The sequence below is a fragment of the Curvibacter sp. EU05-FHT14A10 genome (genome assembly GCF_058791075.1).
In genome coordinates, this window is record NZ_JBYTDE010000001.1 from 143367 (window position 1) to 160480 (window position 17114).

Sequence of the window (17114 nt, forward strand, 5' to 3'; positions counted from 1 at the left end):
ACCTCATGGTGAGCCCCCACTGGCAACTGCTGGAAACCCCGGGCGGTCAGTTCGACCACCCCGATCAATTGCCGCAGGCCGACGGCGCCTGGTTGCCCGCGCCTGTGCCTGGCACGGCTTGCCAAGCCTTGGCGCAGGCGGGCCGATTCGATCTGCTCGCGCCGCGTTCGCTGATGGACCAGGACATCTGGTACCGCAGTGCCTGGGCCCTGCCTGCCGCAGCCACCCTGCATTTTGAAGGCTTGGCCGGCGTCGTCGAGGTCTGGTTGGGCGGGCAGCAGCTGTGCACCCACCGGCAAATGCACCTGCCATTGAGTGTGGACCTGCCGGCCGGGCCAGTGCTTTTGATGCTGTGCTTCCGGGCCCTCTCTCGGGCGGCCGTCAAGCGCCTGGGTCGAGCCCGATGGCGGCCCCGCATGATTCAGCCCCCCAGCCTGCGCGACCTGCGTCAGACCGTGTTGGGGCACATGGCGGGATGGTGTCCGGAGTGGACCCCCATCGGCCCCTTTGGAGCGCTCCGGCTGGGCTCGCCGTCCGACGCTGAGTCCGTGAAGATTCAAGCCCTGCGCGCGGATTGGACCGGGCAGGGCGCCTCCTTGCAAGTGGCTTTGCAAGGTGCCCGGCTTGCTACAGGGGCCCAGCTTCGATGTGCCGGCACCCGGCTGCCCTTGTGCCAGCGTGATGACGGTCTTTGGTGGGCCGAAGGGGCCTTGCCCGAGGCGCAGGCCTGGACACCTCACACCCATGGTCAGCCTGTGCTGCATGAGGTATGGCTGGAGCAGGGTTCCCAGCCAACCCTGCTGGGCACGGTTGGATTTCGCCGCATCGAGCTCGATCGGCAACAGGGGGCTTTCCGTCTGCTGGTCAATGGCCTGCCGGTGTTTTGCCGCGGTGTGTGCTGGACTCCGCCTGATCTGTTGCGCCTGAGCAGCTCGCCCGAGGTGTACCGCGCCTTGGTGCTTGAGCTGGTCAATGCGGGCATGAACATGGTGCGCGTGAGCGGAACCATGCTGTACGAACAGGCGGCCTTTTTTGCAGCGTGTGATGAGGCCGGCGTGCTGGTATGGCACGACTTCATGCTGGCCAACTTTGACTACCCTTCGCGCGACGCCGGGTTTCTGGCCGAGCTGGATGCCGAGGCGCGGCATTTTCTGGGCCGAACCCTGCACCACCCCTGCCTGGCCGTGCTGTGCGGCGGCAGTGAGGTGCGTCAGCAGGCCGAGATGCTGGGGGTGGACTGGCCTGAGGACGATCCTGTGTTCCAAGGCTTGCTGGCCAAGGTCTGTGCCCAGGCCCGACCCGATGTGCCCTATGTACCGAATACGCCCTGGGGCGGGCAGCCCAGCTTCTCGACCGATCAGGGGGTGTGCCATTACTACGGGGTGGGCGCCTACCAGCGCGGCTTGGACGATGCACGCCGGGCCCGGGTGCGCTTTGCCAGCGAGTGCATGGCCCTCGCGCATGTACCGGCCGAGGCCGACCTGGCCCCAGCGCTGGCCCAGGCGCCCATGGGTCTGCGCTGGAAGCAGGGCACCCCGCGAGACGCCGCCGCGTCGTGGGATTTCGACGACGTGCGCGAGCACTACCTGCAACACCTGTATGGGGTCGACCCTGGCCAACTGCGGCGTGAAGACCCGGCCCGATACCTGGATCTGGGGCGGGCCGTGTCTTGCGATCTGGCCGAGCACCTCTACGCCGAGTGGCGGCGCCCGGATTCCGGCTGTGCCGGGGCGCTGGTGTGGCAATTGCGCGATCTGCGCGAAGGCGCCGGCTGGGGGCTGCTCGATCATCAGGCCCGCACCAAGCCGGTGTGGCACGCCTTGGCGCGGGTGCTGCGGCCCGTGCAGGTTCTGGTCACCGACGAAGGCCTCAATGGCCTGGCCGTGCACGTGATCAACGAACGCCCGCTGGCGCTGTGTGCCGTGCTCAGCCTGCAGGTGTTGCGGGATGGGCAACGCATCGTGATTGATGGCCAGCAGTCGCTGGAGCTTCCCGCCCATGGGGCTATCACCCTGAGCAGCTCTGAGCTACTGGGGCGCTTTTTTGACATCAGCTACGCCTACCGCTTCGGGCCCCCGGCCCACGACGTCAGCGTGGTGGTGTTGCGCGATGCGAACACCGACCAGGTGCTGGGCTGGGCGTGCCATCTGCCCAACCGGGTTTTGCCCGCCGCCGATCTGGGTTTCAACACCCGCCTGGAATGGCGCGACGGGGCTTGGCAACTGGGCGTCACGGTGCAGCGCTTTGCCCAGCACGTGCATTTTGTCAGCCGCAGCCATCGGCCCTCGGACGATTGGTTTCATCTGCCGCCGGGCGTCGAGAAGTGGCTGACCCTGAGCCCGCGCGAGGCCTCGCAGGTGGAGCCGGCGCTGGCCGGGGGGACTCTTGCCGCGCTCAATGGAATGACGGCACCTTGGGTGCGCCTGGTCCCGCCGCAGGTCTGAGCGCCACGTTCTACGCGACTTCATGAAATCTGTTGTTTTCTCCGGTTGCCGAGCGCAGCTTCACACGCCTGCCGATGGCGGGTTTCGCCACCTGGTGCTGGTTTGCAATGCCTTCGGTGGTGAAGGCCTGTATGCCCACAGAGCGCTCTGTGCGTTGGCTGAGGACCTGGCCGCGGCGGGCATGGCGGCCTTGCACCTGGACTACCCCGGCCTGGGCGACAGCGTCGACCTGGCGGCGCCCTTGGATGCCACACAGGCCTGGTTGGACGGCGTGCGTGCGGCACTGGCCTGGGCGCGCAGCCACTTCCCGGGCGTGGTGCTGAGTCTGTGTGGCCATCGAATGGGGGCCCTGTTGGCCGCCGAGGTGGCCAGCACCGAAGCCGATGTGCGGGCTCTGCTGCTGTTGTCCCCACCACCATCGGGTCGTCACCTGGTGCGGGAGCTGCAAATCACGGCCCAGCCTGCCGCTGGGGGTGATGGCGTTTTTCTGTATGGCTGGTGGCTTGCCAATGCCACCCTGGCAGGGCTTCAGTCGCTCGATCTGGGCTGCTTGTCCCGGCGCCCGGCGCTTGCGGTTCAGGTGCTCAGTGACGCAGGTGGTCGCGCTCTTGCCAAGCTGGCGCAGGCCCATGTGCAGGCGGGTGGCGTCGAGTTTGAAGTGCATGAGATGCCTGACCTGGCGGGCCTGCGGGCCGAGCCTCATCTGGTCGAGGCGGCAGAGGCGAGCTTTGCGCGGGGTGTGCAGTGGCTGGCCTTGCGCGGCGCCAACGGCGCCAGCGCTGGGTCGTTGCACCAGCCGGCATTGCCTCTGACAACCGAGCTCCACCTGCCGCAAGGGCTGGAGATCGGGTGCCGATTCGGCCCCGCAGAGGCCTACTTCGGCATCCTCTGCCAGCCTCATGAAGCACAGCCGGATCAGCCTTGCGTGTTGATTCTGAACACCGGTGGCAATCCGCGTTCCGGCCACCACCGCCTCAGTGTGGCCCTGGCCCGTGCGCTGGCTGCGGCCGGCGTGGCGTCCTTGCGCATTGATGCCACCGGCATCGGCGACACCGTGCCCGTGGTCCGGGGGCGCAGCCTGGCGCTTTACAGTGAGGCGTCGTTGGTGGACGTCGGCTATGCGCTGAGTTGGCTTGACGGGCAGGGCTGGGTCCGCCCAGTTGTCTTTGGCATCTGCTCGGGCGGATACCTGGGTTTGCATGCTGCGGTTCATGAACCCCGCATGGGCGGGTTGGTGATGGTGAACCCCCAGAGTTTTCTGTGGGAGGGACCGTCGTTTGGCACCGAAATGCCGACGGAGGGTGGTGCGCCGGCCAAGGTGGAGATCCAGCAACTGGGGCATTACTGGCGTGTGCTGTTTGCCGGGCACTTTTGGCGGCGTTTGTGGCGTGCCGAGGTGGCGGTGGGGGGGGTGCTGCGTCAGGTGGGCAAGGCCTTGTGGTTTCGATGTGCCGCGGCGTTGCAGGCGCGGCTGCCGGCGGGTTGGGCGCTGGCGCCGCGGGCCGCCAAGGTTCAGGCCCTGTTTGCCGCCTTGGCAAAGCGGCGTCTGCCTCTGTTGCTGGTCTATGCCGACACCGACCCCGGGCTGAATGAATTGCAGGCCTGCTTTGGCCCAGGGGGGCGGCGCCTGCTGCGCAATCCGGTCGCCCGTGTGCACCTGGTGAAGGGGGCTGATCACACCTTCACGGCGGCCGCGGATTCGGAGAACCTGATCCAAATCGTCAGGCAATTCGTCTCCTCCAGGTCGATCTGAAATACTTTTTCAGGCAAATTCGTAACATTCAGCAAGCGTTGGCCAGCCCATGCGCTGGCCTGCTGAGGGCTTTCGAAGTCAAGTGCGAGACATCGCGCGTCAACGGCCTGCAAACACCGCCACCGTGCCGTCATGGCCACTTGTTCTGTCCTGGGGCTTCGATTTGATGGCACTGGAGCAACCCTTGGTTTAGGGGGCTGCCCCCTTGCCGCGAGGTCATTCGGTGGCACAATCGCGTCCGCAAAAGGCCCTTCCCCAGCCACTGTCGCATCCGCCAATCGGTTCAGCCGTGTCGCGGAAGGTTTATCAACCAGCTAATGCTTCCCTGAGGGGAGCGGAGGTCCGCGGAATATGAGCGATTCTTCGTCCGTCTATCAAGCCTATCAAGGCAACACCTATCTCTTCGGGGGCAACGCGCCTTACGTCGAAGAGATGTACGAAAACTACCTGGCCAACCCGGGCAGCGTGCCTGACACCTGGCGCGATTACTTCGACGCCCTGCAGCACGTGCCCGCCGTCGACGGCAGCAATGCCCGCGACGTGCCCCATCTGCCTGTCATCAATGCCTTCGCCGAGCGTGCCAAGTCGGGTCAGACCAAAGTGGTCGTGGCCAGTGCCGACGCCGAAATGGGCCGCAAGCGCACCGCCGTCCAGCAGTTGATTGCGGCTTACCGCAATGTGGGCGCCCGTTGGGCCGATCTGGATCCGCTCAAGCGCACCGAGCGCGCGCCCATCCCCCAGCTTGAACTCTCCTACTACGGCTTCACCGATGCCGACCAGGAGACCGTGTTCAACATCAGCAACACCTTCTTCGGCAAGGACACCATGTCCCTGCGCGAACTGCACAACGCCCTGCGTGAAACCTACTGCGGCACCATCGGCGCCGAGTACATGCACACCACCGATCAGGACCAGAAGGCCTGGTGGCAAAAGAAGCTGGAAAGCATCCGCAGCAAGCCGAACTTTGGCGGTGACAAGAAAAAGCACATCCTCGACCGCCTGACCGCAGCCGAAGGCCTTGAGCGCTACCTGCATACCAAGTATGTGGGCCAGAAGCGCTTCTCGCTCGAAGGTGGCGAGAGCTTCATCGCCGCCATGGACGAACTGATCCAGTCGGCCGGCGCCAAGGGCGTGCAGGAAATCGTGATCGGCATGGCCCACCGCGGCCGCCTGAATGTGCTGGTCAACACCCTGGGCAAGATGCCCAAGGACCTGTTTGCCGAATTCGACCACACCGCCCCGGAAGAACTGCCGGCCGGCGACGTGAAGTACCACCAGGGCTTCAGTTCGGACGTGACCACCCCTGGCGGCCCGGTCCACCTGTCGCTGGCCTTCAACCCGTCCCACCTTGAAATCGTCAACCCGGTGGTCGAAGGCTCGGTGCGTGCCCGCATGGACCGTCGCGACGACCCGCATGGCAACCAGGTGCTGCCGGTGCTGGTGCACGGCGATGCGGCCTTCGGCGGCCAAGGTGTCAACCAGGAAACCCTGGCCCTGGCCCAGACCCGTGGCTACACCACGGGCGGCACGGTGCACATCATCATCAACAACCAGATCGGTTTCACCACCAGCGATCCGCGCGACATGCGCTCCAGCGCCTATTGCACCGACATCGTGAAGATGGTCGAGGCCCCGGTGCTGCACGTGAACGGTGATGATCCGGAAGCCGTGGTGCTGTGCATGCAACTCGCCCTCGAGTTCCGCATGACCTTCCGTCAGGACGTGGTGGTCGACATCACCTGCTTCCGCAAGCTGGGTCACAACGAGCAGGACACCCCCAGCCTGACCCAGCCCCTGATGTACAAGAAGATTGCGGCCCACCCTGGCACGCGTCGCCTGTACGCCGACAAGCTGGCCACCCAAGGCCTGGGCGCGACCCTGGGCGACGACATGGTCAAGGAGTACCGTGCCGCCATGGACGCTGGTCGCCACACCGTCGATCCGGTCCTGACCAACTTCAAGAGCAAGTTTGCCGTCGACTGGAGCCCTTACCTGGGCAAGAAGTGGACCGACTCCGGCGACACCGCCATCCCGGCTGCTGAATGGCACCGTCTGGCCACCAAGATCACCACCATCCCGGCCAGCGTCACCCCGCACCAACTGGTGAAGAAGGTGTACGACGATCGCGCTGCCATGGGCCGCGGCGACATTCCGGTGGATTGGGGCATGGGTGAACACATGGCCTTCGCCTCGCTGGTGGCCAGTGGCTACCCGGTGCGTCTGTCGGGCGAAGACTGCGGTCGCGGTACCTTCACCCACCGCCATGCCGTCATTCACGACCAAAGCCGTGAAAAGTGGGACACCGGCACCTATGTGCCGTTGCAGAACGTGGCCGAGAACCAGGCTCCGTTCGTGGTGATCGACTCGATCCTGTCCGAAGAAGCGGTGCTGGGCTTTGAATACGGCTACGCCTCGAACGACCCCAACACCCTGGTGATCTGGGAAGCCCAGTTCGGCGACTTCGCCAACGGCGCCCAGGTGGTGATCGACCAGTTCATCGCCTCCGGCGAAGTGAAGTGGGGCCGTGTCAACGGCATCACGCTGATGCTGCCGCACGGCTACGAAGGCCAGGGCCCTGAGCACAGCTCGGCTCGCCTGGAGCGCTTCATGCAGCTGTCGGCCGACACCAACATGCAAGTGGTGCAACCGACCACCGCCAGCCAGATCTTCCACCTGCTGCGTCGTCAGATGGTGCGCAACCTGCGCAAGCCACTGGTGATCATGACGCCCAAGTCGCTGCTGCGTAACAAGGACGCCACCTCGCCGTTGATCGAGTTCACCAAGGGCAGCTTCCAGACCGTCATCGGCGAGCACAAGGAAGACGTGCTCAAGAAGGCCGACAAGGTCAAGCGCGTCATCGCCTGCTCGGGCAAGGTCTACTACGATCTGGCCAAGAAGCGCGAAGAGAAGGGCGCCGACGACGTGGCCATCATCCGCGTCGAACAGCTCTACCCCTTCCCGCACAAGGTGTTTGCGGCCGAACTGAAGAAGTTCCCGAACGCCACCGACATCGTGTGGTGCCAGGACGAGCCGCAGAACCAGGGCGCCTGGTTCTTTGTGCAGCACTACATCCACGAGAACATGCTCGACGGTCAGAAGCTGGGTTACTCCGGTCGTGCGGCTTCGGCTTCGCCGGCTGTGGGCTACTCCCACCTGCACCAGGAACAGCAGAAGGCCCTCGTGGATGGCGCCTTCAGCAAGCTCAAGGGTTTCGTGCTGACCAAGTAAATGCAAGAAGGGGGCTGAAAAGCCCCCGTCGAACCAGAACAAGATACCGAAAGAATTGATATGGCAATCGTAGAAGTCAAAGTCCCCCAGTTGTCTGAATCCGTGGCCGAAGCCACCATGCTGACGTGGAAGAAGAAGGCCGGCGAAGCCGTGGCCGTGGACGAAATCCTGATCGAAATCGAAACCGACAAGGTGGTGCTCGAAGTACCGGCACCGTCGGCCGGCGTGCTCGCTGAAATCGTGCAAGGCGACGGCGCCACCGTGGTGGCCGATCAGCTGATCGCCCGCATCGACACCGAAGGCAAGGCAGGCGCTGCTGCTCCGGCCGCTGCCGCTGCTCCGGCAGCCGCCCCCGCCGCTGCTGCAGCCCCCGCTGCCGCCGCTGCCTCGACCTCCAAGGCCGACGTGGCCATGCCGGCTGCCGCCAAGCTGCTGGCCGACAACGGCCTGGCCGTGGGTGCCGTGACCGGTACCGGCAAGGACGGTCGCGTCACCAAGGGTGATGTGCTGGGTGCTGTGGCTGCTGGCGTCAAGCCCGCTGCCGCTCCGTCCGTCATCCCGACCGGCGCCCCCACCAAGTCGTTGCCGCAAGTGGCCGCACCGGCCGCCCCGAGCCTGGGCGATCGCCCTGAGCAGCGCGTGCCCATGAGCCGTCTGCGTGCCCGCGTGGCTGAGCGTCTGCTGCAATCGCAGTCGACCAACGCCATCCTGACCACCTTCAACGAAGTCAACATGGCTCCGGTCATGGACATGCGCAAGAAGTTCCAGGACGCCTTCACCAAGGAACACGGCGTGAAGATCGGCTTCATGAGCTTCTTCGTCAAGGCCGCTGTGCATGCCCTGAAGAAGTACCCGGTGCTGAACGCTTCGGTCGATGGCAATGACATCGTCTACCACGGCTACTTCGACATCGGCATCGCCGTGGGCTCGCCCCGTGGTCTGGTGGTGCCGATCCTGCGCAACGCCGACCAGATGAGCTTTGCCGACATCGAAAAGAAGATCGCTGAGTTTGGCCAGAAGGCCAAGGACGGCAAGCTGGGCATTGAAGAAATGACTGGCGGTACCTTCTCGATCTCCAACGGCGGTACTTTCGGCTCCATGCTGTCGACCCCCATCATCAACCCGCCGCAGTCGGCCATCCTGGGCGTGCACGCCACCAAGGACCGCGCCGTGGTCGAAAACGGTCAAGTGGTGGTTCGCCCGATCAACTACCTGGCCATGTCCTATGACCACCGCATCATCGACGGCCGCGAAGCCGTGCTGGGCTTGGTGGCCATGAAGGAAGCGCTGGAAGATCCGTCGCGCCTGCTGTTCGACATCTAAGCCAACAACACCCTCCCAGCCGCGCGTCCCATGAAACCGGCGTGTCGAGCACCGTCTGATGGCCTCGGAGCAGGCCAAGCCAGAGATGCCGTGGAGCGGGCTTGGCCCGGCCACCGGCATCGTCCCCTTTGGGGGGATGGCGCCGCAGGCGACTCAGGGGGGGGGGGATTCCAACCCACCGGGTGCAAAGCGGACACAGCGCGCACCCTGGTGGGTTTTGTTCCAACTGATTCAAGAGATTTCACATGAGCAAACAATTTGATGTCGTCGTCATCGGCGGCGGCCCCGGTGGCTACATCGCCGCCATCCGTGCAGCCCAACTGGGTTTCCAGGTTGCCTGTATCGACGAATGGAAGAACGACAAGGGCGGCCCGGCGCCTGGCGGCACCTGCACCAACGTCGGTTGCATCCCCTCCAAGGCCTTGCTGCAATCGTCCGAGCATTTCGACCACGCCACGCACCACTTTGCCGACCACGGCATCTCGGTGTCCGACGTCAAGATGGACGTGGCCAAGATGATTGCCCGCAAGGACACCGTTGTGAAGCAGAACAACGACGGCATCCTGTACCTGTTCAAGAAGAACAAGGTCAGCTTCTTCCACGGCCGTGGCTCCTTCGTGAAGGCCGCCGAAGGCGGCTACGAGATCAAGGTGGCGGGTGCCGCCGAAGAGTCCATCACCGGCAAGCACATCATCATCGCCACCGGCTCGAATGCCCGTGCACTGCCCGGCACGCCTTTTGACGAAGTCAACGTGCTGTCCAACGACGGCGCGCTGCGTCTGGGCGCCGTGCCCAAAAAGCTGGGCCTGATCGGCTCGGGCGTGATCGGTCTGGAGATGGGTTCCGTGTGGCGCCGTCTGGGCTCTGAAGTCACGATTCTGGAAGGTCTGCCGACCTTCCTGGGCGCCGTGGACGAGCAGATCGCCAAGGAAGCCAAGAAGGCCTTCGACAAGCAAGGCCTGAAGATCGAACTCGGCGTCAAGGTCGGTGAGATCAAGAACGGCAAGAAGGGTGTGAGCGTGGCCTACACGAACGCCAAGGGCGAAGCCGTGGACCTCGAAGTGGACAAGCTGATCATCTCGATCGGTCGTGTGCCCAACACCATCGGCCTGAACACCGAAGCCGTCGGCCTGCAACTCGACGAGCGTGGCGCCATCGTGGTGAACGACGACTGCCAGACCAACCTGCCTAACGTCTGGGCGGTGGGTGACGTGGTGCGTGGCCCCATGCTGGCCCACAAGGCCGAGGAAGAAGGCGTTGCCGTGGCCGAGCGCATTGCCGGCCAGCATGGTCACGTCAATTTCGGCACCATCCCCTGGGTGATCTACACCAGCCCCGAGATCGCCTGGGTGGGTCAGACCGAGCAGCAACTCAAGGCCAGTGGCCGTGCCTACAAGGCCGGTACCTTCCCCTTCCTGGCCAATGGCCGTGCACGCGCCCTGGGCGACACCACCGGCATGGTGAAGTTCCTGGCCGATGCCACCACCGATGAAATCCTGGGCGTTCACATCGTGGGCCCCATGGCCAGCGAACTGATCTCCGAGGCCGTCGTGGCCATGGAGTTCAAGGCCAGCGCCGAAGACATCGCGCGCATCTGCCATGCGCACCCGTCGCTGTCCGAAGCCACCAAGGAAGCAGCCTTGGCGGTGGACAAGCGCACGCTGAACTTCTGATCAGCCACGCATGTCGGGATCTGATGCCGTTCACTTGGCCTACGAGGCCGAGATCAAGGCGCGGGGGTTCAGCAGTGACCCCGCGCAGCTTCGTGCTGTCGAGGCCTTGCAGCGCTGTGCCAATGATTGGTCAGCCTACAAGGACAAGCGCTCCAACTCGTTCAAGAAGCTGATCAATCGGCCTGAGATCCCGCGCGGCGTGTACATGTACGGCGGGGTGGGGCGGGGCAAGAGCTTTCTGATGGATTGCTTCTTCAACGCCGTGCCCATCCGCCGCAAGGTGCGCCTGCACTTTCACGAGTTCATGCGTGAAGTGCACCGCGAGATGACCGTGCTGCAAGGCACGGTCAACCCGCTGGACGTGCTGGGCGCCAAGATTGCCAAACGCTACAAGCTCATCTGTTTTGATGAGTTTCATGTGGCTGACATCACCGACGCCATGATTCTTCATCGGCTGCTGGTGTCCTTGTTCGACAACGGGGTGGGCTTTGTCACCACCTCCAATTTCAAGCCGGACGACCTGTACCCCGATGGCTTGCACCGTGACCGCATCCTGCCCGCCATTGCCCTGCTCAACGAGCGCATGGACGTGCTGAACGTGGACAACGGTACCGATTACCGCCGTCGCACGCTGGAGCAGGTGCGGGCCTACATCACCCCGCTGGGGGCCGAGGCCGATGCCGAGATGCGTGACAACTTTGCGCGTCTGGCCGAAACCAAGGACGAAGACCCGGTGATGCGCATCGAATCGCGTGAAATCCATGCGCTGCGCAAGGCGGGCGGGGTGGTCTGGTTTGACTTCAAGACCCTCTGCGGTGGCCCACGCTCGCAGAATGATTACCTGGAGATCGCCACTCAGTTCCATACCGTGCTGCTCAGTGGCGTACCGCACATGCCCGTCAGCCGGGCCTCTGAGGCCAGGCGTTTCACCTGGCTGGTGGACGTGCTGTACGACCGCCGGGTCAAGCTGATCCTGTCGGCGGCTGTGCCCCCCGAAGAGCTGTACACCGAGGGCCCGATGGCACACGAGTTTCCGCGCACCGTCTCGCGTCTCAATGAGATGCAGTCGGCCGAGTTTCTGGCGCTGGAACGGCGCTTGGTCGACACCCGCCTCACATGATGTCCGGAACACGCCTGAATGCTCTCTTCATCTCGGTCCTGCTGTGTCTGAGTGGGGGGGCGCTGGCCGCCGATGCGCCCTCTGACCCGCCTGCACAGCCGCAGTCCGCACCGTCTTTCACCGAGGTGGAGCGTTCGCGCATCGAGCGGGAGCGCGCCGCCGAGATGCGGCGCCAACAGCAGGTGGAGAGTGGCTGCTACCAGCGCTTTGCCGTCAACGATTGCCTGCTGGAGAGCCGAGTCAAACACCGCGAGTTGATGGCCGACCTCAAGCGCCAGGAAATCGCACTCAATGACCGTGAGCGCCGCTTGCGTTCCAGCGAGCAATTGCGCCGCATCGAAGACAAGGTGTCGTCGCCCGAACGCGACATCGACCTGATGAACCGCCAGCAGCAAGGGGCGCAAAAGGCCACGGACGCGGCCAACACGGCGGCGCAAAGAGCGGTCGATGCCGCCAATCAGACGCGTGAACGCGCTGAGCGCCAGGCCGAGCAGCAACGCAAGCAGCAGCAGGCCGTCGAAAAGGCAGCAGAGCGGGCCAGCAAGGCGGCACAAGCGCCTGAGGAGGCCCGTCGGTTTCAGGACAAATTGCAGGATGCGGCCAGCCACCGCCAGCAGGTGGAGCGTGACGCCAAGAGCAGCCCGGGTCCACGCGGAGCCCCTTTGCCCGTGCCTGCCGAGGCCGGCAGCGCCCCTGCTGTCCGCCCCTGAGTGGGTTGGGATCAGCCCGGCATCGCGGCCAGGCCTGAGCTCAGCGCCGCACTGCGCTGGGCGCGCCCACCAAGGGTTCGATGCGGACCACCACCAGTGAAAGATTGTCACCGCCGCCACGGGCGCGGCCGCGTGCCTTGTCGATCAGGAACTCGGTGGCCTCGCGGGGCGAAAGGCCAGCCAGAACCGAGCCCAACTCGGCATTTGTGAAGTAGTGCCACACCCCATCGCTGCAGGCCATCAGAGAGTCGCCAGGCTTTACCTGATCGATCACATGGTAGGCCATCGGAGGATCCGATTCGGTGCCCAGGCAACCCAGCAGGATGTTGGACTGCGGGTGGTGGCTGGCTTCTTCCTCGGTCAGTTCGCCGCGATCGACCAGCGCCTGCACGTAGGAGTGGTCCAGGGTGCGCTTGATCAGTCGGTCGCCATGGAAGTGATAGATGCGTGAGTCACCTGCATGGATCCAATGGCATTCGCCATTGGGCAGGATCAAAAATGCAGCCACCGTGCTGTGGGGCTCTTGCTCGGCCGAGATGGCCGTGAGCTTGATCACCAGGTGGGCTTCTTTGAGCAACTGCTGAAGCAGTTCATGAGGCGAATCGCTTTCAGGTGCGAAGCGCTCAAACAATTGGCGCGCACTGAGCATCACCTGGTCAGAGGCCTTGCGCCCGCCGCTGCGGCCCCCCATGCCATCAGCCACCACAGCCAGCACGCAACCGTTGACTCGGGCATGGCTCAGCAGGACCACCTGGTCTTGCTGGTATTCGCGATCTCCCTTGTGTATGCCCGTGGAAGCGGTAAGTCGGTAGCCTTGAGACATGATAGGGACTTCAACCTGCAGGAGTTTCGCGCAAAGTGGTCGCCTATTATCGTGTGAAGAAATGACAAGCGAATCGCAGCCAGAGCTGTCTTTTTCGGTAGGGCCCGCCTCTGCGTCGCCTCCTTGGGTGGCGCAGGTGACCGACTGGCTGAGCCCGGGAGGCCATCTGCAGCAGCGCGCTCCCGGCTTCAGGCCCAGGCCGGGGCAACTGCGTCTGGCCCTGGCGGTGGGGCAGTGCGTGGCCGAGGGTGGGGTGCTGGTGGCCGAGGCCGGCACGGGCGTCGGCAAGACCTATGGCTACCTGCTGCCCACGCTGCTCAGCGGGCGCCGCATTTTGATCGCCACGGCCACGCGCAATCTGCAGGACCAGCTTTCCACGCGTGACCTGCCTCAGTTGCTGGCCCTGCTTGGCGTGAATCGGCGCGTGGCCCCCTTGAAGGGCCGGGCCAGCTACCTGTGCACACACCGTCTGGGGTCGGCGCGTCGCGATGGGCACTACCTGGCCGATGCCGAGCTGCGGCTCCTGGCCCAGGTGGAGCGCTGGGCCCATTCGACGCGGTCCGGCGACCTGGCCGAATTGCCTGAGCTTGACGAGACCTCGCCACTGCTGCCCTTGATCACGTCGACCCGCGACAACTGCCTGGGCACGCGCTGCGTGGGCTGGCAAGGCTGTCATGTCAACGAGGCGCGACGGCGTGCCATGGTGGCCGACGTGGTGGTGATCAACCATCACCTGTTCTTCGCTGATCTGCAGTTGCGCGAGTCGGGCGTGGCCGAGCTGTTGCCCTCGGTGCAGACCGTGGTCTTCGATGAGGCGCATCGGCTCAATGACATCGCGGTGCAGTTCATGGGGCGCCAATTCAGCACCCGTCAGTTGCGTGGCCTGGCCACCGAACTGGTCAACGAGGGCATGCGTTGGGCCCGGGGGTTTCAGCCCTGGCCTGAGTTGGCCTCTTTGCTTGAGCAGCAGGCCCGGGCCTTGGACCAGTGCCTGGGGCGCGACACCCCGCGCGCAGGTGTGCGTCTGCGTTGGCTGGGTGCTACCCCGGAGGGCGTGCCGGCGCTGTTGTGGCAGCAAAGTCAGCACCAATTGGCTGCGGTGCTGGCGCGGGTGCACGAGGCGCTCACGGTGGTGGCAGAAACCGCGCCCGAGCTGCGCCGACTGGCCGACAGGGTGGCAGCGCTGCAGCAGGGGTGGTCCGCGTTCATGCGCCCTCCGGCCGGCATGGTGGTGCGCTGGCTCGAACTGGGGCGGCAGGCGAAGTTCATGGAGGCGCCGCTCAACATGGCAGCAGCCCTCGCGCCGTTGATGGGCCCGGATGCCCAGGCTGACACCCGGTCCTGGGTGTTCACCTCGGCCACCCTGGGCCTGGATGAGTCGCTCAGCTGGTTCACCGAACCTGCCGGGCTGAAAGGCCATGCGACCGTGTTGCGCGTGGCCAGCCCATTTGACTACCGCAGCCAAGCGTACCTGCACGTGCCTGAGGGCTTGCCCGAGGCGCAGGACCCGGATCATGCCTCGGCCCTGGCGCACTGGCTGGTGGAGCCCGTGCGTTGCCTGGGGGGGCGCACTCTGGTGCTGGCCACCTCTTTGCGCGCCTTGGCTGAACTGGCCCGGCAACTGCAACAAGGGATGGCAGGGTCGGGCATTGATGTGCTGGTGCAGGGGCAGGGTTCGCGCAGGCGCCTGCTGGAGCGTTTCCGTCAGGGCGGTGGGGCAGGGCGCCCCTGCGTCCTGGTGGCCTCTGGCGCATTCTGGGAGGGGGTGGATGTGCCTGGCGATGCCTTGCAGATGCTGGTCATCGACAAGCTGCCATTTCCGGTGCCTGATGATCCGCTGGTCCAGGCGCGTAGCCAGGCCCTGCGTCAACAGGGGCTGTCACCGTTCGAGGCCTATGTCCTGCCCGAGACCGCCATGGCGCTGAAGCAGGGCGCAGGCCGCTTGATTCGATCCGAGACTGACCGGGGGGTGCTGGTGGTGGCGGACGAACGCCTGCTGCAACGAAGCTATGGGCCGCCCTTGCTGGCGGCCTTGCCCGACATGCCGGCCTTGCACGGACAGGCTGCTTTGATGAAGGCCCTCACGGCCTTGCGTCAGATGGACTAGGCCGTGTTGCCTGAGGGCTTGTTACCAGATCTTCCACCAGGGGCCGGTGGCCTTCTTGAGCCCGCTGGACTGGCCGCCCAGGTAGGCGTTCTCGGGGTAGTTCTGGGCCAGCACACGGCGGGCATCGTCACGCAACTGGGCCATGCCCAGGGCATCGTACGATCTGGCCAGGATGACCAGCGCCTCTTCGGTGGCCGGCACATCGCGGTACTCGGTCACGGCCACCTGGGCGCGGTTGATCGCCGCCACATAGGCGCCGCGTGAGAAGTAGTAGCGGGCCACGTGCACTTCGTACTGGGCCAGCGAGTTCACGATGTACACCATGCGCTGGCGTGCGTCAGGGGTGTAGCGTGAGTCGGGGAAGCGGGTGCTCAATTCCTTGAAGGACTCGAAAGAGTCCTTGGCCGCCTTCTGGTCGCGCTCGGACAGGTCCTGATGGGTGAACGAGGCGAACAGCCCCAGGTTGTCATTGAAGTTGACAATGCCCTTCATGTAGAGGGCGTAGTCCATGCCAGGGCTGGCAGGGTGCAGACGGATGAAACGGTCCAGGGTGGCCAGGGCCTGGGCCTGCTCACTGGCCCGGTACTGGGCATAGGCCTTTTCAAGTTCGGCTTGCTGGGCCAAGGGCGTGCCGGCAGCACGGCCTTCGAGCTTTTCGAACAGGGGGACGGCCTTGTCATAGGCGCCTGAGCTCAACTCATCCTTGGCTTCGCTGTAGAGGCGGTCGGGCGTCCAGTTGGCGGTCTTGTCGTAATTGGTCGACGAGCACCCACCCAACAGGGCTGACAGACAGGCAACCAGCGCGAACGCGGGGACCACGGATAATTTGGCACGTAGCATCACTGGAAACCTCTTGAAGCAAAGCAAATTGATTATATCGGCGGCCCCTGCGGCTTCCTCTCTTGATGGCCTCGGCACGGACGCGGTCGCTGAGATGCTGGAAGATGACGGCCTGGAGCGCGCGGAAGGGGCTGATGAGCCCACCGAGGAACTGCGCCAGGGTGAGGTCCCGCTGGCCAGCCATGGCCTGCGCCTGGACAAGGCCCTCACCGAATTCGTCACCGAGTTCTCGCGCAGCTACCTGCAGCAGCTCATCGACGAAGGGGCGGTGCGCCTCAATGGGCAGGCCGTGAGCAAGGCCTCGCTCAAGGTCAAGGTGGGCGACCGCCTGGAGATCTGCCTGCGACCCACACCGCAAAGCCAGGCCTTCAAGCCTGAGGCCATGGCGCTGGACATCGTGTTCGAGGACCAGGACTTGATCGTGCTGAACAAGCCGCCGGGCCTGGTGGTGCACCCGGCGCCCGGGCACTGGAGCGGGACCTTGCTCAACGGCCTGCTGGCCCACCATGGCGGAGCGGTGCTGCTGCCGCGCGCCGGCATCGTGCACCGCCTGGACCGCGATACCAGCGGCCTGATGGTGGTGGCCAAGACTCGACAGACCATGGACCGGTTGGTGCAGCTGATTGCGGCGCGCGAGGTCAGCCGCCAGTACATGGCGCTGGCCCACAAGCCTTGGCAGGGGGCCGCTCAGGTCACGGTCGAGGCGGCCATTGGCAGGGATCCTCGCAACCGCCTGCGCATGGCGGTCGTGGACTTGACCCACCAATCGGGCAAGACGGCGCGCACCGACATTGAACTGATGGGCAATGCGCCGCAAGGCTGCTGGGTGCGCTGCAAGCTCCACACCGGCCGCACCCATCAGATCCGTGTGCACATGGCGCACCTGGGCCACCCCTTGTTGGCCGACGGACTCTACGGAGGGGCGCCCGCTGCGGGCATGCAGCGCCAGGCCCTGCATGCCTGGCGGCTCGCTTTCGTGCATCCGGTAAGCGGCGAACCTCTGGCCTTCGAGACCGCGCTTCCGGCCGATCTGCAGGCTGCCTTGGCCGATTGGGGCCTGCGTTACAATCCGCCCATCGCACCCCTCTAGCCC

General features: G+C 64.9%; 11 protein-coding genes. 9 read left to right on the forward strand and 2 right to left on the reverse strand.

Translation table 11 applies throughout. From position 1 onward, the window contains the following. The first annotated feature begins 5 nt into the window (after positions 1-5). The 7 genes from AC3WUT_RS00650 (at position 6) to AC3WUT_RS00680 (ending at position 12251) form a co-directional block, all read left to right on the forward strand. Positions 6-2444 carry a glycoside hydrolase family 2 protein gene (locus tag AC3WUT_RS00650; protein ID WP_492345137.1) on the forward strand — a complete coding sequence of 813 codons (2439 nt, stop codon included), beginning with the start codon at positions 6-8 and terminating at the stop codon, positions 2442-2444. Between the two features lie 22 nt (positions 2445-2466). Then, a complete protein-coding gene (locus AC3WUT_RS00655; RefSeq protein WP_492345138.1) occupies positions 2467-4197 on the forward strand; it encodes a serine aminopeptidase domain-containing protein in 1731 nt (576 codons plus the stop codon). Between the two features lie 351 nt (positions 4198-4548). Further along, positions 4549-7425, forward strand: a complete 2877-nt coding sequence (locus AC3WUT_RS00660) for a 2-oxoglutarate dehydrogenase E1 component (RefSeq protein WP_492345139.1) — start codon at positions 4549-4551, stop codon at positions 7423-7425. A 60-nt stretch (positions 7426-7485) separates the two neighbouring features. Beyond that, positions 7486-8748, forward strand: coding sequence for a 2-oxoglutarate dehydrogenase complex dihydrolipoyllysine-residue succinyltransferase (gene odhB, locus AC3WUT_RS00665; RefSeq protein ID WP_492345140.1), 1263 nt, complete (start codon positions 7486-7488; stop codon positions 8746-8748). Positions 8749-8993: 245 nt separating this feature from the next. Continuing rightward, complete coding sequence (gene lpdA, locus AC3WUT_RS00670) at positions 8994-10421, forward strand: dihydrolipoyl dehydrogenase (RefSeq protein WP_492345141.1); 1428 nt, start codon at positions 8994-8996, stop codon at positions 10419-10421. 10 nt (positions 10422-10431) lie between these two features. Further along, positions 10432-11541, forward strand: coding sequence for a cell division protein ZapE (gene zapE / locus AC3WUT_RS00675; protein ID WP_492345142.1), 1110 nt, complete (start codon positions 10432-10434; stop codon positions 11539-11541). Continuing rightward, the gene (locus AC3WUT_RS00680) at positions 11538-12251 is read left to right on the forward strand and encodes a hypothetical protein (protein WP_492345143.1); all 714 of its coding nucleotides are present in this window, start codon (positions 11538-11540) and stop codon (positions 12249-12251) included. The genes zapE and AC3WUT_RS00680 overlap by 4 nt, the downstream gene beginning before the upstream one ends. Positions 12252-12291: 40 nt before the next feature. Here AC3WUT_RS00680 and AC3WUT_RS00685 read toward each other — a convergent pair whose 3' ends face one another. Continuing rightward, positions 12292-13074 (reverse strand): PP2C family protein-serine/threonine phosphatase, encoded by a 783-nt coding sequence (locus tag AC3WUT_RS00685; protein WP_492345144.1) that lies wholly within the window; start codon positions 13072-13074, stop codon positions 12292-12294. 61 nt (positions 13075-13135) lie between these two features. Between AC3WUT_RS00685 and yoaA the strand changes: the two genes are divergently transcribed. Continuing rightward, a complete protein-coding gene (gene yoaA, locus AC3WUT_RS00690; protein ID WP_492345145.1) occupies positions 13136-15181 on the forward strand; it encodes a DNA repair helicase YoaA in 2046 nt (681 codons plus the stop codon). Between the two features lie 21 nt (positions 15182-15202). On the opposite strand, the gene AC3WUT_RS00695 is transcribed toward yoaA, so the two are convergent. Then, positions 15203-16021, reverse strand: a complete 819-nt coding sequence (locus AC3WUT_RS00695; RefSeq protein WP_492345146.1) for an outer membrane protein assembly factor BamD — start codon at positions 16019-16021, stop codon at positions 15203-15205. Between the two features lie 13 nt (positions 16022-16034). Between AC3WUT_RS00695 and AC3WUT_RS00700 the strand changes: the two genes are divergently transcribed. Next, a complete protein-coding gene (locus tag AC3WUT_RS00700) occupies positions 16035-17111 on the forward strand; it encodes an RluA family pseudouridine synthase (RefSeq protein ID WP_492345147.1) in 1077 nt (358 codons plus the stop codon). Positions 17112-17114: the final 3 nt, after the last annotated feature.